Origin of the sequence: Heliomicrobium undosum (genome assembly GCF_009877425.1) — a bacterium.
In the GTDB taxonomy this organism is placed as follows: Bacteria; Bacillota; Desulfitobacteriia; order Heliobacteriales; family Heliobacteriaceae; genus Heliomicrobium; species Heliomicrobium undosum.
The window spans coordinates 33,429-53,114 of the sequence record NZ_WXEY01000018.1; the positions used below are offsets into that span (position 1 = coordinate 33,429).

The 19,686-nt window shown below is 60.3% G+C and carries 20 protein-coding genes and 1 pseudogene; all 21 read left to right on the plus strand.

Annotated features, from left to right (window positions below):
• Positions 1–77: 77 nt before the first annotated feature.
• The 21 genes and pseudogenes from speD (at position 78) to prmC (ending at position 19,635) form a co-directional block, all read left to right on the plus strand.
• Positions 78–958, plus strand: a pseudogene (speD, locus tag GTO91_RS13510) (adenosylmethionine decarboxylase).
• Positions 959–970: 12 nt separating this feature from the next.
• The gene (locus GTO91_RS13515; protein ID WP_161259260.1) at positions 971–1,663 is read left to right on the plus strand and encodes a Crp/Fnr family transcriptional regulator; all 693 of its coding nucleotides are present in this window, start codon (positions 971–973) and stop codon (positions 1,661–1,663) included.
• 132 nt (positions 1,664–1,795) lie between these two features.
• Positions 1,796–2,239, plus strand: coding sequence for a DUF1934 domain-containing protein (locus GTO91_RS13520; RefSeq protein WP_161259261.1), 444 nt, complete (start codon positions 1,796–1,798; stop codon positions 2,237–2,239).
• Positions 2,226–3,917, plus strand: a complete 1,692-nt coding sequence (gene argS, locus GTO91_RS13525; protein WP_161259262.1) for an arginine--tRNA ligase — start codon at positions 2,226–2,228, stop codon at positions 3,915–3,917. The genes GTO91_RS13520 and argS overlap by 14 nt, the downstream gene beginning before the upstream one ends.
• A 60-nt stretch (positions 3,918–3,977) precedes the next feature.
• Positions 3,978–4,376, plus strand: a complete 399-nt coding sequence (rpoE, locus tag GTO91_RS13530; protein WP_161259263.1) for a DNA-directed RNA polymerase subunit delta — start codon at positions 3,978–3,980, stop codon at positions 4,374–4,376.
• Positions 4,377–4,474: 98 nt separating this feature from the next.
• Entirely contained in the window at positions 4,475–6,091 is a 1,617-nt protein-coding gene (locus tag GTO91_RS13535; protein WP_161259264.1) for a CTP synthase, read from the plus strand.
• Positions 6,092–6,163: 72 nt separating this feature from the next.
• The gene (locus GTO91_RS13540; protein WP_161259265.1) at positions 6,164–7,267 is read left to right on the plus strand and encodes a lipid II:glycine glycyltransferase FemX; all 1,104 of its coding nucleotides are present in this window, start codon (positions 6,164–6,166) and stop codon (positions 7,265–7,267) included.
• Between the two features lie 21 nt (positions 7,268–7,288).
• Positions 7,289–8,542: an alanine racemase gene (alr, locus tag GTO91_RS13545; protein WP_161259266.1), complete on the plus strand. Its 1,254-nt coding sequence runs from the start codon at positions 7,289–7,291 to the stop codon at positions 8,540–8,542.
• Between the two features lie 69 nt (positions 8,543–8,611).
• Positions 8,612–9,559, plus strand: a complete 948-nt coding sequence (gene sppA, locus GTO91_RS13550) for a signal peptide peptidase SppA (protein ID WP_161259267.1) — start codon at positions 8,612–8,614, stop codon at positions 9,557–9,559.
• A gap of 37 nt (positions 9,560–9,596) precedes the next feature.
• Positions 9,597–10,490 (plus strand): Yip1 family protein, encoded by an 894-nt coding sequence (locus GTO91_RS13555; RefSeq protein ID WP_161259268.1) that lies wholly within the window; start codon positions 9,597–9,599, stop codon positions 10,488–10,490.
• Between the two features lie 222 nt (positions 10,491–10,712).
• On the plus strand, positions 10,713–11,099 hold the full coding sequence (locus tag GTO91_RS13560) for a response regulator (protein ID WP_161259269.1): 387 nt from the start codon (positions 10,713–10,715) through the stop codon (positions 11,097–11,099).
• 59 nt (positions 11,100–11,158) lie between these two features.
• Complete coding sequence (locus tag GTO91_RS13565) at positions 11,159–11,824, plus strand: hypothetical protein (protein WP_161259270.1); 666 nt, start codon at positions 11,159–11,161, stop codon at positions 11,822–11,824.
• 161 nt (positions 11,825–11,985) lie between these two features.
• Positions 11,986–12,840 carry a class II fructose-1,6-bisphosphate aldolase gene (locus tag GTO91_RS13570; RefSeq protein ID WP_161259271.1) on the plus strand — a complete coding sequence of 285 codons (855 nt, stop codon included), beginning with the start codon at positions 11,986–11,988 and terminating at the stop codon, positions 12,838–12,840.
• Between the two features lie 12 nt (positions 12,841–12,852).
• Positions 12,853–13,500: a fructose-6-phosphate aldolase gene (gene fsa / locus GTO91_RS13575; RefSeq protein ID WP_161259272.1), complete on the plus strand. Its 648-nt coding sequence runs from the start codon at positions 12,853–12,855 to the stop codon at positions 13,498–13,500.
• Between the two features lie 252 nt (positions 13,501–13,752).
• A complete protein-coding gene (gene glpX / locus GTO91_RS13580) occupies positions 13,753–14,736 on the plus strand; it encodes a class II fructose-bisphosphatase (RefSeq protein WP_161259273.1) in 984 nt (327 codons plus the stop codon).
• Positions 14,737–14,783: 47 nt separating this feature from the next.
• Positions 14,784–15,248 carry a DUF2062 domain-containing protein gene (locus GTO91_RS13585; RefSeq protein ID WP_161259274.1) on the plus strand — a complete coding sequence of 155 codons (465 nt, stop codon included), beginning with the start codon at positions 14,784–14,786 and terminating at the stop codon, positions 15,246–15,248.
• 114 nt (positions 15,249–15,362) lie between these two features.
• Complete coding sequence (locus tag GTO91_RS13590; RefSeq protein ID WP_161259275.1) at positions 15,363–16,181, plus strand: peptidoglycan DD-metalloendopeptidase family protein; 819 nt, start codon at positions 15,363–15,365, stop codon at positions 16,179–16,181.
• 162 nt (positions 16,182–16,343) lie between these two features.
• Positions 16,344–16,541, plus strand: coding sequence for a 50S ribosomal protein L31 (rpmE, locus tag GTO91_RS13595; RefSeq protein ID WP_161259276.1), 198 nt, complete (start codon positions 16,344–16,346; stop codon positions 16,539–16,541).
• Positions 16,542–16,596: 55 nt separating this feature from the next.
• Positions 16,597–17,556, plus strand: coding sequence for a DUF1385 domain-containing protein (locus GTO91_RS13600; RefSeq protein WP_161259277.1), 960 nt, complete (start codon positions 16,597–16,599; stop codon positions 17,554–17,556).
• A 106-nt stretch (positions 17,557–17,662) separates the two neighbouring features.
• Positions 17,663–18,727: a peptide chain release factor 1 gene (gene prfA, locus GTO91_RS13605; RefSeq protein WP_161259278.1), complete on the plus strand. Its 1,065-nt coding sequence runs from the start codon at positions 17,663–17,665 to the stop codon at positions 18,725–18,727.
• 8 nt (positions 18,728–18,735) lie between these two features.
• A complete protein-coding gene (prmC, locus tag GTO91_RS13610; protein WP_161259279.1) occupies positions 18,736–19,635 on the plus strand; it encodes a peptide chain release factor N(5)-glutamine methyltransferase in 900 nt (299 codons plus the stop codon).
• The last annotated feature ends 51 nt before the right edge of the window (positions 19,636–19,686 follow it).

Here is a 19,686-nt window from a genome sequence, read left to right on the forward strand (position 1 = left end):
TCAAGCGGATAATCAACTTATTGAGAAAATGAGAGAAAACACGGGCTGAAAAAATAGGAATGCGTGGGGAGAAGAGTATGGAGATTAAATCGATTAAAAAGCTGAAGCTCTACGGGTTTAACAACTTGACCAAGACACTGAGCTTCAACATGTATGATATCTGTTACGCCAAAACGCCGGAACACCGCAAGGCCTATATCGAGTATATCGACGAGGAGTACAACTCGGAGCGCCTGACCAATATTTTGATCGAAGTGGCAACATCATCGGCGCGAACATTCTCAATATCGCCAAGCAGGATTACGATCCCCAGGGCGCCAGTGTAACCATGCTGATCTCTGAGGGCAAGGTCGAGCAGGACGCGGAAAATGGGCAGGGCAACGGGAACACAAATGAGACCGTGAACGAGTTCGAAAATGGAGACGGGAGCGAAGATGCGGAAGGCGAGGACTGCGCCACCCTCATCCCCAATGCCGTAGCGGCCCACCTGGACAAGAGCCACATCACCGTGCACACCTACCCGGAAAGCCATCCGGACAAGGGGATCAGCACCTTCCGGGCCGACATCGACGTATCCACCTGTGGCATGATCTCGCCGTTGAAGGCGTTGAACTACCTGATCAACAGCTTCAGTTCCGATATCGTCATCGCCGACTACCGGGTGCGCGGTTTCACCCGCGATGTGAGCGGGAAAAAATATTTCATCGACCACAAGATCAACTCGATTCAGAATTACATCGCCAAGGAAACGCGGGAACTCTACCAGATGATCGATGTGAACGTCTATCAGGACAACATCTTTCACACCAAGATGTTGCTGAAGGAATTCGACCTGGACAATTATTTATTCGGAACAGCCAAAAAAGAATTACTGCCTGGCGAAAAGAAAAAGATCAAGCAACGCGTGAAGAAAGAGATGTATGAGATTTTCTCGGGGCGGAACATTCCCAAGGTGTAAAGGGAGGCGATGATGATCATCGACTGGGAGTCCCTGAAGGCGATCGATGTGCTGGCCTCCTTGCCGGAGGAGGTCTTACAGCAGTTGGCCGGGCGGGTGGGGGAACGGGTGTTGAAAAAACGCCAGCCCCTCTTGCAGGAGGGGGAGCCGGCTGACGCCGTCTATTTCCTCCATGAGGGCAAGGTGCGGTTGGCCAAGATGAACCCCGACGGCCAGGAGAAGGTGGTGTCGATCGTCGACCCCGGCGACATCTTCGGTGAGATCGTCGCTTTCGATCCGGGGCCGAGCCCTTACACGGCGGAGACGATGGAACCGGCCCGGGTGAGCCGGCTGCCCCTGGAGGAGTTCCGGCAGTTGGTGGCCGACCACCCGCCGCTGGCCGCGGCCTGCCTGCAGGTGGAGGCGCGGCGGCTCCGCCAGGCTTATCGCCATATGAAGAATCTCGCCCTCCTCGACACCTATGGCCGGGTGGCGGCGCGCCTCTTCAAGCTGGCCCATGATTATGGCGTCCCCGACAGCCGGGGAACCCGTATCGATTTTAATCTGACTCGGCAGGAACTGGCCCAGATCGTGGGCACCTCGCGGGAAACGGTCTCCCGCATCCTGGCTGAATACGAGCGCCTGAAGATCCTGGAAGTGGAGCGCCAGCAGATCGTCATCTGCGACCTGGAGGAGTTGAAGCTGCGGGCCACCGGTGGACGCTGAATAAAAAGGGACAAGCATGCCCCTGTACGATCCTAAGATCACAAATTCCCGGGAAAAATGGTTGCAGGCGGGAGGAAACCGCCGTCTGTCACCGAATTGTTAAGGCAATTTTATAGGAAAGAGGGCGTTCGGATGAAAAAGGACGTGCTGGTATCGGTCCTGGGAACCCAAAGGAACGACGTTGGGGAAACAGACACCATCCATCTCGTCACCGAAGGCAAGATGTTCATCAAGCCCAACTCCTATTATATCGTCTATAACGAATCTGAAATTTCCGGGATGGAAGGGACTACGACCTCCCTGAAGATCGAAACGAACCGGGTGACCCTGAACCGCATGGGTCGCTCGGAACTGAAACAGACCTTCGAGGAAGGCGTCCTCAACGAGTCGGTCTATGTCACCCCTTATGGCAGCATGCACATGGGCGTCATCCCCTCCAAGGTGCAGGTGGACCTCGGTGATAAAGGCGGCTCCATCAATTTGGAATATGAACTGCAGTTTGATCAGCGCAAGCTGAGCGACAACTCCCTCTTGATTACTGTGAAGGAGGAAAATAGATTCAGTGAACTTCGTTGAAGATATTCGCCGCCGCATCACGGCCGCCGTCGCCCAAGCGCTGGAAGAGGCGCGCAAGGCCGGAGAAGTGGCCTTTACACAAGTGCCGGCCTTTGTTCTGGAAGTGCCCCGTGAAAAACAGCATGGCGATTTTGCCACCAATGTGGCCATGTTGATGGCCCGGGAGGCCCGCATGAACCCCCGCCAACTGGCGGAGAAGATCGTCGCCCGCATCGACCGAGGCGATTGGCTGAAGGACATTCAAGTGGCCGGTCCGGGCTTCATTAATTTCACCTTGAACCACGCATGGCTCTACCCCGTCCTCCCGGCGGTCCAGCAGGCTGACGACGCTTATGGCGCTTCGGACGCCGGCGCCGGACGGCGGGTGCAGGTGGAGTTCGTCAGCGCCAACCCGACAGGCCTCTTGCACATGGGCAACGCCCGCGGCGCCGCCCTCGGCGACACCCTGGCCAACCTGCTCCGCCTGGCTGGCTTTGATGTGCAAAAGGAGTTTTACATCAACGACGCCGGCAACCAGATCGAAAACTTTGCTAAATCGCTAGAGGCGCGTTATCTGCAACTCCTGGGGCGCGACGTGCCCTTTCCCGAGGAAGGCTACCATGGCGAGGATATCGTTGAGACGATGCGCGGCCTCATCGCCAAAGATGGCGACAAATACCTGAACATGGAGTCCTCCCTGCGCCGGGAGATGCTCGTCAAGTACGCCCTGCGGGAGAAACTGGACGCCATCCGCCAGACCCTGGAGCGCTTCGGCGTCGTCTATGATGTCTGGTTCTCCGAGCAGTCCCTCCATGACTCCGGCGCCATCCAACAGACACTCGAAACGCTGCGCGCCAACGGCTACATCTATGAAAACGAAGGCGCCCTCTGGTTCAAGGCGACGGCCCTCGGCGAGGAGAAGGACGAGGTGCTCGTCCGTTCCAACGGCATCCCCACCTACTTCGCCGCCGACATCGCCTACCACAAGAACAAGTTCGACCGCGGCTTCGACTGGGTGATCAACATCTGGGGCGCCGACCACCACGGCCACGTCTCGCGGATGAAAAACGCCGTCAAGGCTGTCGGATACGACCCGAAGAAACTCGATGTCATCCTGATGCAACTGGTGCGCCTCTACAAGGGCGGCGAGATCGTCCGCATGTCCAAGCGGACCGGTCAGTACATCACCCTCGACGAACTGGTTGAGGAAGTCGGCAAGGACGCCGCCCGCTTCTTCTTCGTCATGCGCGGCGCCGACTCCCACCTTGACTTCGACCTGGACCTGGCCAAGAGCCAGTCCTCGGAAAACCCCGTCTTCTATGTCCAATACGCCCACGCTCGCATCTGCTCCATCCTGCGCACCGCCCAGGAAGCCGGCTACAGCGTGCCTCAGGGTCAACAGAACGATTCCGGCCTCGACCTGGCCGTCCTCGATCACCCCGCCGAGATCGCCCTGATCCGCAAGATCGCCGACCTGCCTGACGAGGTTGCCCGGGCGGCCACCCAGATGGAGCCCCACCGCATGGCCCGCTACGCCCAGGACCTGGCCGCCCTCTTCCACAGCTTCTACACCCACTGCCGCGTCCTCACCGACGAGAAGCCCCTCCGCGACGCCCGCCTCCTCCTCGTCGACGACTCGCGCGTCGTCCTCCGCAACGTTCTCCACTGCATGGGTTTGACAGCACCGGAGCGTATGTAGTATAGTCAAGTGTAAAATACTAGAAGGACCGCGTCGACGATATCGAGGGAGTGCTGCAGAGTGTCCGAACCCATCACCACCGTCAACACCGGCCGCCGGGTCACCGAAATGGATGTGCTCTTTCAACTGCTGAAGGAGAAAGGGGAAAACACCCACTTCCGCGGCCTGATCGTGCAGGCCTTGGCCCGCATCGGCTACGAAGACCCCGAGGATTCCAAATCGATTGCCGCCATCTACACCCAGATGAACCTGGATATGCGCTTCGTCCACTTCGGCAACGGCCTCTGGGGCCTGCGCAACTGGGCGCCGGCCAAAACGGGACGGCGCATCCCGACCATCTCCTTGCTCAACAAGACCGTCGAATATGAAGACGGCGAGAGCGGCGACGATGAGGATTATGATGATCGCGACCATGACTACGGTCGGGTCCGAGATGATGACTGGGAGCGAGCTGAATAAGCTCGCTTTTTGTTGATCCTTTGACACTCTTTGGGTAGAATAGATGGAGTGTAAAACCCGAACCGGAGTGAACGGTCGAAGAGAAAGCAGGCATGGAAATGCAAACGAAGTTCATTTTTGTCACCGGCGGCGTCGTGTCTTCCCTGGGCAAAGGGATTACGGCCGCTTCCCTCGGCCGCCTGCTCAAAAGCCGCGGCCTCAAAGTGGCCATCCAGAAGTTTGACCCCTACATCAACATCGACCCGGGCACCATGAGCCCTTATCAGCATGGCGAGGTCTTTGTCACTGACGACGGGGCGGAAACAGACCTGGATCTGGGCCATTATGAGCGCTTTGTCGATATCAGCCTGACCAAGGCCTCCAACGTGACCACCGGCAAGATTTACTGGTCTGTCATCTCGAAAGAACGCAAAGGCGAGTTTCTCGGCGGGACCGTCCAGGTCATCCCCCACATCACCAACGAGATCAAGGAGCGGGTCCTGCGGGTGGCTCGCGAGAGCAACCCTGACGTGGTGATCACCGAGATCGGCGGCACCGTCGGCGATATCGAGTCCCTGCCCTTCCTGGAAGCGATCCGCCAGATGAAGTCGGACATCGGCAAGGAGCGTGTCGCCTACATCCATGTGACGCTGATGCCCTTCATCTCCAGCGCCGGCGAACTGAAGACGAAACCGACGCAGCACTCTGTCAAGGAGCTGCGCAGCATCGGCATCCAGCCTGATGTGATCGTCTGCCGGACGGAAAAGGCCTTCCCGAAGGAACTGGAAGAGAAGATCGCCCTCTTCTGCGACATCGAGCCGGAAGCGGTCATCCAAAACGTCGACTGCGAGACCATCTACGAAGTGCCCCTTCTGCTGAAAAAAGAGGGCCTCGACGACATCATCATTGAAAAATTGAACCTGCAGTGCGGCGAGCCCGATCTGAAGGACTGGGAGGCCCTGGTCCAAAAAATCAAGAACCCCCAGCGCCAGGTCACCATCGGCCTCGTCGGCAAGTATGTCGCCCTGCCCGACGCCTATATGAGCGTCGCCGAGTCGCTGCGCCACGCCGGTCTTTTCCATGACGCCGCCGTCAAGATCAAGTGGATCTACTCGGCCGATCTGGAAGGCGCCGATCCGGAAGAGTTCCTCTCTGATGTGGACGGCATCCTCGTGCCCGGCGGCTTCGGCGACCGCGGCATCGAAGGCAAGATTACGGCCCTTCGCTACGCCCGGGAAAAGGGCATCCCCATGCTGGGCATCTGCTTAGGGATGCAGTTGGCTGTCATCGAGTTCAGCCGTAACGTGTTGGGCTGGCAGGATGCCCACTCCAGCGAGTTCGCTGAAGCGACAGAGCATCCTGTCATCGACCTCCTGCCGGAGCAGAAGGACGTGGAGGAGAAGGGCGGCACCATGCGCCTGGGCATCTGGGCATGCCGCCTGAACCGCAACACCAAGGCTTGGGACGCCTATCAGGAAGAGGTCATCTACGAGCGGCACCGCCACCGCTACGAATTCAACAACAACTTCCGAGCTGCCCTGGAAAAAGGCGGCATGACCATCTCCGGCACCTCGCCCGACGGCCGGCTCGTGGAAGTCATCGAACTGGCTGACCACCCTTGGTTCGTCGCCTCCCAGTTCCACCCCGAATTCAAATCCCGGCCCAATCGGCCTCACCCCCTGTTCCGGGACTTTATCAACGCCGCATTGGACAAGCACGAACAGCATCAGTCATAATCGGATACAGACGGAAAAAATCGGAGGCCTTTTCGCAGTCCTTTTTGAGGGTTCGGAAAGGTCTCCTCAGTTATGAGCGGGAAAACAGAAAGGGGAATACCCAACTTGAACGTTCGCGAACTGGATATCCAGGATAAGGAGCGTTTCAACCGATTTATGGCGGAGCACCCGAAAGGTCATGTGCTCCAGTCCTGGGAGTGGGGCGATGTGAAGTCCCGCACCGGCTGGCATCCGCACCGGCTGATGGTGGAGGAAGCGGGGACGCCGGTGGCGGCCGTCTCCATCCTCAAGCGGCGCATCCCGGCGCTGGGCAAGCATATCTTTTACGCGCCCCGAGGTCCGGTTATCGATCCGGCGCGCCCCGACGCAGCCGATCGGTTGCTGGAAGGGATCGAGGCGCTGGCCCGGCGGGAGAACGCCGTTTTTTTGAAGATCGATCCCGATGTCATCGACCCGGCGCCGGCATGGACCGATTACCTCCGTTCGCGTGGCTTTCGCCTCGTCGACAAGGGCGAGGGTTTTGAGGGTGTCCAACCGCGCTTCGTCTTCCGCCTCGACATATCGGACGACCTGGACCAGGTCTTCGCGCGTTTTCATCAAAAAACGCGCTACAACATACGTCTGGCTGAGAAGAAGGGCGTCGTCATCGACGAGGACTGCGGCAAGGAGGAACTCCCCGTTTTTTACAAGGTCCTGAAGGAAACCTGCGAGCGGGACAACTTCCTCGTGCGCGCCTACTCCTACTTTGAGGACATGTGGGACAACCTGGTCCCTGCGGGGATGGCCAAGCTCTTCATCGCCCGCTATCAGGGGGAGGTCATCGCCGGAACGCTGGCCTTCATCCTCGGCGACAAGGCCTGGTACATTTACGGCGCCTCGTCGAACCGCCACCGCAACGTCATGCCCAACTACCTGATCCAGTGGAAAATGATCTGCTGGGCCAAGGCCAACGGCTGCACCCTCTACGATTTTCGCGGCGTCCCCGGTCATGTCGGCGAAGACCATCCCCTTTACGGCCTGGTCCGCTTCAAGCGCGGTTTCAACGGCGACTATGTGGGCTTTATCGGTGAATATGATCGGGTATACCAGCCCTTTTTCTATCACTTCTGGAACGTGGCCGAGCCCATGTACCAAAACCTCGTCCGCAAGCTTCTCTCCCGCCGGAAGGGATCGTAAAGCCAAGGAGGCCGAAGACCGATGAACGTAATTCGCCCGCAGGGCGCTGGCGCCGAAGAAATGCGACGGGATGAAGCTGCCCGGGGGTTGGGTTGCTGGGTCGAGGTCGATATGGACGCCCTGGCCCACAACGCGCGTTCGATCCGGCAGTATCTCGGCGATGAAAAGATCTTTTACGGCGTCGTCAAGGCCAATGCCTACGGCTGCGGCATCGTCGAGTGCGCCCGCTGCCTCGTTGAGAACGGCGTCGACCGGCTGGCCGTCACCCATGTGAGCGAAGGCGTCCAACTGCGCCGGAGCGGCATCGATGCGCCCATCCTGGTGATGGCCCCCTTTACGGCGGAAGAAGCGGGCGATCTGGTCCGTTTCGGTCTGACGGCCAGTGTGAGCGCCGTCGATAGGGCCTTGCTGATCGCCCAGGAAGCCCGGCGTCAGGGCCGGCGGGGGCTGCCTGTCCACATCAAGGTGGAGACTGGTCTGGGGCGGACGGGGGTTGTTGCCTCCGATGCGCCGCTGCTGGTGGCGGCCATTGTAGGCCAAGACGAGTTGTACCTGGAAGGGGCATTCACCCACCTGGCCACGGCGGCGACCGGCGATGTCCGCCATGTCCACCGCCAGGTCGCCCGCTTCCGGGAGACAGTGGCCGCCATGGAGGCCTACGCGGGCTTCTCGATCCCGGTCAAGCATGTGGCCAACTCGGCGGCGGCCATGGCCTTCCCTCAGTACCACTTTGACGGGGTGCGCATCGGCACCCTGCTCTACGGACAGCCGGCGGGACCAGTGGCCGCCGGTCTGGCCTTGCGCGATGTCTGGAGGTTGAAAGCGCGGGTGGCCCATGTGTCCACCCTGCCGCCGGGGCACGGCGTCGGTTACGGTCGCGCCTTCGTTACCAAGCGCGAGACCCAGGTGGCCGTCTTGCCTGTCGGCTATGTGGATGGCTACCAACTCGAACCGGTCAGCATGCCGGTGAGCCTCTGGGACCTGGCCAAGGTGCTGGTGAAGACATCGGCCGCTTACTTCGGCCTCGGTCCGACGGCCCGGTCGGCCCGCATCGGCGAACGGCGCGCGCCGGTGCTTGGCAAAGTGGCCATGCAGATGACGATGATCGATGTGACCGGCATCCCCGATGTGCAGCCTGGGACGGTCGTCCAGCTTCCGGCGCGGCGGACGGTGGTGGCTTTGAATGTGCCCCGCGTCCATGTGAGCGCCGAGTCGACAATGCTGCAAAGACTCGGCAGCGAGCGCAGGGAGGAACGGGCCGCCGGATTGGAATAAAACTGGCCGTCTTGCCTTAGGGCGAACGGTTAGACTAAGGACGAGTCTAGCCAGAGGAGGCGGGTTGTTTTGGCAAAAAGGAAACAGTGGGTGGTAGGCGCGGTCCTGGCGGTGGTGGCTCTTTCAGTGTTGCTCATTCTCTTCCGGCCGGGCGCGCACCGCGCCGACGGCCCTTCGGCGGGCAACACCGTCGCCGTGGTGCGGCTCGAAGGGTTGATCGCCGACGCCGGGGCCAGCGGTGGATTGCTTGGCGGCGAATCCGGTTCGGGCCAAGTGATCGAGACGCTGCGCCGGCTTCAGGAGGACAAGCAGATCAAAGCGGTGGTGCTGCGGATCAACTCGCCTGGGGGAACGTCAGCGGCTTCTCAGGAGATCGGCCGCGAAGTGGACCGCCTTCGCGAGAGCGGCAAGGTAGTGGTCGCCTCCATGGGCGATGTGGCGGCCTCTGGCGGGTACTGGGTGGCGGCGCGGGCCGACAAGATCGTCGCCAACCCGGCCACCACGACGGGCTCTATCGGGGTGATCCTCGATCTGGCCAACCTGACGGAACTCTACCAGAAGATCGGCTACCGGCCCAATGTGATCAAGAGCGGACCCTACAAGGACATCGCCTCTTCGGCGCGGGACATGACGCCGGAAGAGCGGGAGATCCTGCAAGGCATGGTCAATGACATCTACCAGCAGTTTATCGACGTTGTGGCCGAAGGCCGCCATATGCCCCATGAGCGTGTGCGCGCCCTTGCCGACGGGCGGGTTTTTACGGGGCGGCAGGCCAAGGAACTGGGGCTGGTGGATGAACTGGGCAACTTCTACGACGCCGTGGCCCTGGCGGGGACGATGGCAGGGATATCAGGCGAGCCTGATATCCGCGAGTACGGCAGGGGTTCAGCCCTGGACCGCTTATTATCCGGCATGAGCAGCCGCTGGAGCGGTTCGAGCCTTTCCGGGCAAACCCTTTCTCCTGAAGAGTGGTCGCGGCTCCTTGACCTGTTGAAACAAAAAAATCCCCTGCCGTGATCGCCGGTGTGAGGAAGGATGAAGCGGAGGGTCGGTTATGGAGAAAGAGAGACCAGAAGACCAAGTAGGGAAGGATGACCTTGCAATCCGGTCGGGTGAGACAGCGTCAAGCGAGTCGAACGCGATAGAGCCGAGTGGGTCGGGTGCGATGGAGCCAAGGGAGTCGGAACGGGGACCGATTTGCCCGATCGTGACAGAGCGCCAAGGAGAGGCGCCTCCTGTCCGATGCGATCCGGCTCTTGGCCCCGGGGAAAACGCCGACTGGGAACAGACGCCGCGAGACGGTGGGGACGAACCTCCTGTCCGCTGGAACAGTTGGGATTACCTCTATCATGTGATGGTCAAGCCGAAACTGGCCTTTTCCGTCGCCGCGCGGGAGAAACCGCTCGGGTTGGCCCTGTCCGTTGTCCTGGCTACATCTATTGTCAATCTGATCATCGATCTGAGCCTGGGTGGCGCAGGCAGCCTGGACAGTCCCTTCCCGCCGGAACTTGCCGGGCCGGTCTTTGAAGGGCTGATGGCCCGCTTGAGTATGTTCGGTGTCCTCTTTGGCGTCTTTATCTGGTTGTTCATGACCGGCTTCTTCAATCTCATCGGTGAATTGCTTGGCGGCGTGGGCAACGCCAAAGGCCTGTTGGCCTCCCTCGGGCTGGCCTATTGGCCCATGATCCTCTACGCGCCCCTAAGCCTGATTGGCGCGTACGCCCCTGGCGGACAAGCGATGCAGGGACTCGGCGTCTTTGCGGTGACCCTGTGGATCTTCATCCTGCAGGCGCTGGCGATCAAAGCGGCCTTGCGGCTTTCCACGGGACGGGCGGTGTTCGTCCTCCTGCTGCCACTGCTGCTACTCATGCTTACGCTGTTCCTGTTTATCTTGATTATCCTGTCCATGCTCCCTTCGATCGGAACGTTGCCCCTGTCGTCCCGTTGAGTCAGACCGTTCCCATGGCGGACAGATCCTGCATGGTGATGAAAACTTGTGATAAAAATCCTGCTCGTCGCTCAGACAGGCAGGATTTTCTTTTCTTGTAACGAAATATCAACGTGAAATGCAAAGATTGTATGCTAGGGCAGTCCGCGGCCCTTGGGGCAGCCGCCCGGTGTTTCGGTTCAGAAAGATGATCGGTGCTTGCGGGAGAGGTGGAACGGAAGCATGGGCGATTCCCAATCTGTATTGGTCGTCGATGACCAGAAAGGTGTCCGCCGCCTGTTGCACGAAGCCTTCCTCATGGCAGGCATTTCCGTTGAAGTTGCAGCGAGCGGGGCGGAGGCCCTTGAAAAGCTGGGGAGAAGAGAATATTCCCTGATGCTGCTCGATGTCAAGATGCCGGGCATGACCGGGATCGAGGCGCTGGCGGAAGCGCGCCGGCGAGGCCACCGGATTCCGGTCATTTTGATGACCGCTTATGAGGAGCTTCCCCTGATCAAGGAAGCCAGCGCCCTCGACATCTTGGACCACGTGATCAAGCCCTTCGATGTGATGGAACTGACGCGAAAGATTTCCCGGTGGCGATCATCTCCTTTCGAATATCGGGGTTGACAAAAAAGGATTTTGCCCTGTTACGTTGAATACTGGGGGTAGAAAGGAGGGTTCTCCACATGATCCTGTCCACCATGACAGTCGTGGCTCTTCGTTGTCCCGCCTGTGGCCGCATGGACTTTCACGCCCTGTCCTTGTTTGCCTTTGCGGGAAGAAAAGTGCATAAGTTGCATTGTTCCTGCGGAGCCGGGCTGATGACGGTGGGGAGCAAGGACCGCAAGCGGTTTTGGCTGCAGGCGCACTGCATCATGTGCGAAACCCAACACCTCCACTGGTTCCCCCGGGAACAGCTCTGGTCTCAGCAACTGACTGAACTCCGTTGCGCCGAGACGATGGTCGAAGTCGGCTTCATCGGTCCTCGGGAGAAGGTCAAAACGGCCATCTTGAACCAGGACAAATCCCTGCAGGAGATGGCGGAAAACCTGGGGTTGACCGATTACTTTGAAAACCCCGAAGTGATGTACGCCGTCCTCGAACGGCTGCACAAACTGGCCGAGGAGGGCGCTCTATCCTGTTCCTGCGGCAGTTTTCAGATCAACGTGGAGGTGTACCCGGAGCGGGTGGAACTCCGCTGTGAGGCTTGCGATAACACCTATGTCTGCTATGCCGAATCGGACAACGACCTGCAGGTCATGAAGCGCTGCGCCGAGTTGCAAATCCAGGGCGCCGCCCCTGGGAGCCGGGAGAGCGGGCGAGGCCGGCGGCGGCGGAAAAAATCTCCGTAATCATCACCATAACCGAATCGTGACAGGCGCCGCGGACTTTACTCCAGTTGTTCCGCGGTCTTTTCCTGTTTACCCGTCTGATGGGCATACTAGCGGGAAGGGAATATCGCCTTGTTTGGCGAAAGCATTCCAAGGATAACGATGTAGGAGGAGATGTCTCGATGCCATTGGTTCCAGTCTCCCAACTTCTTGCCGCCGCCGAAGAGGGCAAGTACGCCGTCGGCGCCTTTAACTGCAACAACATGGAAATCGTCCAGGCCATCGTTGCCGCGGCGGAAGCGGAGCGAGCCCCTGTCATCATCCAGGCTTCCCAGGGGGCGATCAAGTATGCCGGACTCGAATATATCGTCGCCTTGGCCCGGTTGGCCGGCGAAAACGCATCTGTCCCCGTGGCCTTGCACCTAGACCACGGCACGAGTTTTGCCCAGTGCATCCAGTGCATCCGCAGCGGCTTTACCTCCGTCATGATCGACGGTTCCAAGTACCCCCTGGAGGAGAACATCGCCCTGACCAACCGCGTCCTGGAAGTGGCCCGCGCCGTCGGTGTGTCCGTTGAGGCGGAACTGGGCAAGATCGGCGGGACCGAGGATGACATCCACGTCGACGAGCGTGACGCCTTCTTCACCGATCCTGCCGAAGCGAAGCAGTTTGTGGACGCTACGAAGGTGGACGCCCTGGCCGTGGCCATCGGCACCGCCCACGGGCAGTACAAAGGCCGCCCCGAACTCGACTTCGACCGTCTGGCCAAGATCCGCCAGTTGGTCAACATCCCCATCGTCCTGCATGGCTCCTCCGGTGTTCCGGAGGAAGATATTCAGAAGGCGATCACCCTTGGCGTCCGCAAGGTGAACATCGACACCAACCTGCGGGAAGCCTTTGTCGACGGCGTCAAAGAGGCGATCGAGAAAAACCCGCGGGAGATCGACCCCCGCAAGATCCTCGGTCCCGCCAAGACGAAGATGAGTGAGGTCATTCGGGAAAAGATCCGTATCTTTGGTTCCAACGGCAAAGCCTAGGAGGGGGATACGATGCGCTTTTTTCTGGACAGCGCCAACATTGACGAGATCCGGGAAGCCAACCGGCTTGGGGTGATCAGCGGCGTCACGACCAACCCTTCTCTAATCGCCAAAGAGGGTCGCAACTTCCGCGAGGTGGTGCAGGAGATCGCCGCCATCGTCGATGGACCGATTTCCGCCGAGGTGATCAGCACCGATGCGGAGGGAATGATCGTCGAGGCAAGGGAACTGGCGAAGATTCATCCGAACATCGTCATTAAAATCCCCATGTGCGCCGCCGGCTTGTCGGCGACGGCGCGGCTGGCCCAGGAAGGCATCCGCACCAATGTGACCCTCATCTTCTCGGCCAACCAGGGCCTTCTGGCGGCCAACGCCGGCGCCACCTATGTGAGCCCCTTTGTGGGCCGCCTTGATGACATTGGCCACGACGGCATGGATGTGCTCCGTGAACTGGTGGAGATCTTCGATATCCACGGCATCGCTACGGAGATCATCGCCGCCAGCATCCGCCACCCCGTCCATGTGAGCGCTGCGGCCCGCGCCGGCGCTCCTATCGCGACGGTGCCTTTCAAAGTCCTCATGCAGTTGGTGAAGCATCCCCTGACAGACCTGGGGATTGAGCGTTTCTTGAAAGACTGGGAATCAGTCAAAGACAAGTAGCCACCAAACAGGGAACCTCCAAAGCGAACCAGGCTGCGGAGCAGCGTTGCAGAGCGGGCCGGCTCGGGAGGCCGGCCCGTTTTTTTCCCGAATCGGATCCGCCATTCGACGAATCAAGCATAATCTTTGCTCCGCAGAAGGAGCTTGTATCCCTGCGCGGCGCATCGCCTTCATTGTCGGCTTCTGGGGAAGCCGGCAATGGGGACGATGGGAAAAAGGGCGAGCGCCGCGCAGAAGGGGAGGAGAAACAGGATGTACAGGGAACTGGCTCTTGAGTTTGCTCGCGTCACCGAAGCCGCCGCATTGGCGTCGGCTCGCTGGATGGGGCGAGGCGACAAGCATGCCGCCGATGACGCGGCCACCGAAGCGATGCGCGCCATGTTCGACACGGTCAGCATCAACGGGGTTGTCGTGATCGGTGAAGGGGAAATGGATGAGGCGCCGATGCTGTACATCGGCGAAAAAGTGGGCGCCGGCGGCGAGGCTGAGTTGGATATCGCCGTCGATCCCCTCGAAGGCACCAACATCGTCGCAAAGGGTTTGAACGGCGCCATCTCCGTCCTGGCGGCGGCCCACCGGGGATGCCTACTTCACGCACCGGACATGTACATGGATAAAATCGCTGTGGGACCTGCCGCCGTGGGCCGCATCCATCTCGATGCGCCGGTGGAGGATAACCTCAAGAACGTGGCAGACGCGCTCGGCAAAAAAATCGATGAACTGAGCGTGGTCATCCTTGACCGCCCCCGCCATGCCGAGATTATCGGTCGCTGCCGGAAAGCGGGCGCCCGGATTCAACTGATCCCGGACGGAGACGTGGCGCCTGCCGTGGCCACGGCTTTCCCCGATTCAGGCGTCGATATCATGATGGGCATCGGCGGCGCCCCCGAAGGGGTTATCGCTGCCGCCGCCATCCGTTGCCTCGGCGGCGAGATGCAGGGACGCCTTTGCCCGGAGACGCCGGAGGAAGAGGCCCGTTGCATCTCCATGGGTCTCGAAGATCCCCGCAAGATCCTCCTGCTCGACGACATGGTCCGCGGCGACGGCGTGATCTTCGCTGCCACCGGGATCACCGACGGCAGCCTGCTCAAAGGTGTCAAGTACACCGCCCAGGGCGCTGTGACCCATACGGTTGTCATCCGCGGTCGCACAGGCACTGTTCGATTCATCAACGCGCTGCATAGGCTGGATCGAAAGCCCCATTTCGGCTGGGGCCGCAGCGAAGCGCAGGGATAGCGCTTCCCCGGTTGCGTCTTCTTTATGAAAGTGGGAGGGATTATGTTTTGACAGCATGGATACGGTGCAAGCGATTTCTCCGCTTTCATTATCTGCGGCTGCTGCGGCTCAAGGATCAGCCGGAACCGCTGGCCCGGGGCGTCGCCCTCGGCTTTGCCTCTGGGTTTGGCCCTTTCTTCGGTCTGGGTCTGGTCGCTGCCTGGATCGCGGCGGCGCTTTTGCGCGGGAACAGGATGGCGGCAGTGATCACAGCGGTGCTGTTCAAATGGGCGATCCCCTTGTTCATCACCGCCAACCTGGCCGTGGGATCATTGGTGTGGGGGCAGCCGCTGCAGGGGGCCGCCGGAGGGAGCCTCTGGGAACTGCGCTTCTGGAAAGAGATGGGCCTTTGTTTTATCACCGGCAGCGCCATCAACGTGGTCATCTCTTACGTCGTCGCCTATTTCCCTGTCCTACACTGGGCGAACCAGCGACGGCTTGCCAAGCGGGCGCTCCAGGCGAACCTCGAATAGCCGGCGCGGTTTCCGGTTAGACTACCGGATGGACCGTAAAGCATTCTGAGGTGATACATTTTCATGACCCCGATACAAAGAGACGGCAGGCGCCCCAGGGGGTTCTACCGTCTCTTGCTGTTCTCGCTGATCTTCTGTCTTCTCCTGCTCCCCAGCGCTGGCTTCGCCGCCGAAGGCGACCTTTGGCGGTTGTTGAAAGGCGACCTGGCGCTGGCGGAGACGGCCGATAGGGGAGAGGCAAAGACTGCCCAGGAACCGGCGGCTTCCGAAGGCCGTAGCCCAGGCGCGTCCGATCGCCTTGCCGAGGGCGCGACGGAGAGATGGCGGTTGCACCGCGTCGCTCCGGGAGAGACACTCTACGGCATCGCCCGCGTCTACGGCTTTTCCGTCGCCCAATTGCGGGAACTGAACAGTCTGAAGACAGGCCTGTTGCAGCCGGGACAATCGTTGCGCCTACCGCTATCGGGCGATCCCGTCGTCTACGAGGCGCGCCGCGATACCGATTCGGGTAAGGCAAAGCAGGCGCTGCCATCCAGGGGGGCTGTTTTGTCATCCCTGGTGTCGCCCCTGGAAGGGACCGTCACATCCCCTTACGGTCCGCGGAGGGGCGCCTTCCATCATGGGATCGATATCGCCGCCGACAAGGGCGAGACGATCCGGGCCGCTCAGCGGGGCCGCGTCGTTTTCACCGGCTGGAAAGCTGTGTACGGCCGGACGGTGATCATCGAACACTCCTTCGGGGTGGCGACCCTGTATGCCCACAGCAGTAAGATCCTGGTGAACGAAGGAGATGCGGTGGAGCGAGGGCAGCCGGTCGCGCAAGTGGGCGCAACCGGTGTGGCCACAGGGCCGCACCTGCACTTTGAGGTCCGCCTGGACAGCCGGGCCGTCAACCCGGCAGCGTACCTGCGCGGCGCATCTGCCGATGTGTAAAAAAATGCTGGCGCAGTTATGGGCCAAATGTCCGAAATACCGGACATAGCTGGGATCATTTTTCTTGCGCCATCTTTAGGGCTATGGTATAATCTCCTTTGTTACTGAGAGCCATAGTCTGACCGGACCCGCGTTCCGGTCTTGGAGAAAGAGGTGAGCCCTGTGAAGGAAGGCATCCATCCGCAAGTGCACCGGGCAAAAGTGCATTGCGCCTGCGGCGAGTCTTTTGAAACGACATCGACCCGCAAAGAAATCAAAGTGGACGTTTGCTCCAAATGCCATCCTTTTTTCACCGGCAAAAGCCGCAACATTGAAGTCGGCGGTCGGGTGGATCGGTTCAAGAAAAAGTACGGTCTATAAACTGCGTAGCAGAGCCTGCACAAGCTCTGCTCTTTTTCTATCGGGGGAGAAGTGAATGGGGAAATTTCAATATGGCGGCCAGGCCGTCATTGAAGGTGTCATGATGCGTGGTCCCGATGAGATGGCCATCGCTGTCCGGTGCCCCAATGACGAGATCGTCATTGAGAAGCAGCCGGTGGCATCGTGGATGAACGGCGTCCTCATGAAAACCCCGGTCCTCCGCGGAACGGGGGCGCTATTGGATGCGCTGATCCTGGGTATCAAGGCGCTCTCCTTTTCTGCCGGCAAGGCGACAGAAGAGGAGGAAGAGGAACTTACCCCCTGGGAGATCACGGTCACCATCGCTGTGGCCATGGTCCTCGGCGCCGGTCTGTTCATCTTTTTGCCGACGGCGGCGGCCCACCTGACCCGTCAGATGGTCCCCAACCTCTTTTTGCAGAACGTGATCGAAGGATTCGTCCGGATCGCTATCTTTTTCGGTTATATCGCCGCGATTTCGCGAATGCCCGACATCCAGCGGGTCTTTCAATACCACGGCGCCGAGCACAAGGTGATCCACGCCTACGAGGCGGGCGAAGAACTGACGGTGGCGAAGGCTCAGCGGCAGACGACGCTGCACCCGCGCTGCGGGACCAGTTTCCTGCTCTTCGTCATGGTCATTAAAATCTTTGCCTTTTCCCTGTTGCCTGATGCCACGCTCTTTTGGAAGGTGATCTACCGGCTGGGACTCGTTCCTTTTGTCGCCGGGATCAGCTACGAGATCATCAAGCTCTCCGGTCGCTACCCGCGCTTCTGGCTGATGCGCCTCTTCATCCAGCCCGGCCTCTGGCTGCAGCGGATGACGACGCGGGAGCCCGACGATAAGCAGGTCGAAGTGGCCATCCGGGCGCTTCAGGCGGTGCTTCCTCAGACAGCGGCGTCCCAGTCCCGAGAGACTGTCGTCAAAGACGGGTTGGCCCCGGGTCAACAAGGACCGCTCAAAGAGGAGCCAGCGGCCGTTTGCAATGCCGGGTAGGACCGGCCTCCCGAGCATTGGCGGACTTTTGGCTGTTTCTGACGATGGGCATTTTTGACTATTGGCATATGTTGTGAGACAAAAGAAATGTGACAGGTGAACACCGATGATCGATAAATTGGAAATTATCGAACAAAAATACGAAGAGTTGACCCAGTTGCTCAGCGACCCTGAGATCATCAACGACCAGACGCGCTGGCAGCGCCATGCCAAGCAGCAGGCCGGGATGACGGAGATCGTCGAGGCTTTCCGGGAGTACAAGGGCGTCCTGCAGGGCATCGATGATGCTCGGGCGATGCTTGATGAGTCCGATCCGGAACTGCAAGAGATGGCCGCCGTGGAACTGGACGAACTCTCGGGCCGAAAAGAGTCACTGGAACAGCGGTTGAAGATCCTGCTGCTGCCGAAGGATCCCAATGATGAGAAGAACGTCATCATCGAGATCCGCGCCGGCACCGGCGGCGAGGAAGCGGCGCTGTTCGCCGGCGACCTCTATCGCATGTACAGCCGTTTTGCCGACCGGAAGGGATGGCGAACGGAACTGCTCTCGGCGAACTACACCGATATCGGCGGTTTCAAAGAAGTCATCGTTCTCGTCGAAGGCCAGGGCGCTTTTTCGAAGATGAAGTTTGAGTCCGGTGTCCACCGGGTGCAACGGGTGCCGGCGACGGAGTCAAGCGGCCGTATCCACACCTCGGCGGCCACGGTGGCTGTGCTGCCCGAGGCGGAAGAGGTCGAGAGCGAGGTCAACGCGAACGAACTGCGCATCGATGTCTTCTGTTCCTCCGGCGCCGGCGGCCAGCACGTGAACAAGACCGAGTCGGCCGTGCGGATCACCCATTTGCCCACCGGTATCGTCGTTTCCTGCCAGGATGAGAAGTCGCAGTTGAAAAACCGCGAGAAGGCGATGCGGGTCCTGCGGGCGCGCCTGCTGGAGAAGGCCCAGGAGGAGCAGCACGGCGAAATGGCCAGCGCGCGCAAGTCCATGGTCGGCTCGGGCGACCGCTCGGAGCGGATCCGCACCTACAACTTCCCCCAGGGGCGGGTGACCGATCACCGCATCGGCCTGACGCTGCACCGCCTCGAAACGATCCTCGACGGTGATCTGGACGAGGTGCTCGACGCCTTGATCACGACCGATCAGGCGGAAAAGATGAAGACGATGGAGTAAAGAGAGAGATGAATCGATTGGAATGGAAGCCGGCGACTGTTGGGGAAGCTCTGCAGGCGGCGGTTTCTTTTTTTATGCAAAAAGAGATCGGGTCGCCCCGCTTGGAGGCGGAGGTATTGCTCGCCTATGGGCTCGGTGTCAGCCGGGCGGGTCTGCTCGCCAGGCTGCGTGATCGACTCTCAGACGATCAAAAGGAACGACTCGGTGAACTGATCCAAAGACGGTTGACCGGATGTCCCCTACAATACATCACCGGGCGGCAGGAGTTTTGGGGGCTCGATTTTACGGTCACCCCGGCGGTGCTCATCCCCCGGCCGGAAACGGAGTTGCTCGTCGAGGCGGCGCTGGCCCTGCTGGGACAGCGGGACAGGACGGCGACGACGTGGATCGCTGATGTAGGCGTCGGATCGGGCGCGATCACCGTGGCCATGGCCCGGGAGCACCCCCGGTTGCAGGTGCTGGCCACCGACCTTTCGGAGGCGGCACTGGCCGTCGCCCGCCAGAATGCGGAACAGCATGGCGTAGCCGGGCAGATCCGCTTTACCCAGGGGGATCTGCTGGGGCCGGCCATCGAAGCCGGCATCCGCCTGAATGCGGTCCTGTCCAATCCTCCCTACATCCCCGCCGGGGATATTCCGTCGCTGCAGCGGGAGGTGGCCGGCTTTGAACCGAAGCTGGCGCTGGACGGCGGGGAAGACGGTCTGGACTGCTATCGCCGACTAATCCCCCAGGCCGGTCTCGTCCTAGAGCCGGGCGGGTTTGTCGCACTGGAGATCGGCTATAACCAGGGAGGGGACGTGGCCGGGCTGCTGGAGGCGCAGGGGTTTGCAGATATCCGGATCATCCGCGACGGGCAAGGCCATGACCGGGTGGTGACCGCCGTCTGGCCGGGGGAAAAAAAGGTCTGAGATCCCTCTCGGTCGTCAAAGGTATAGGGACGAATCGGGGGCGGGCAGGAT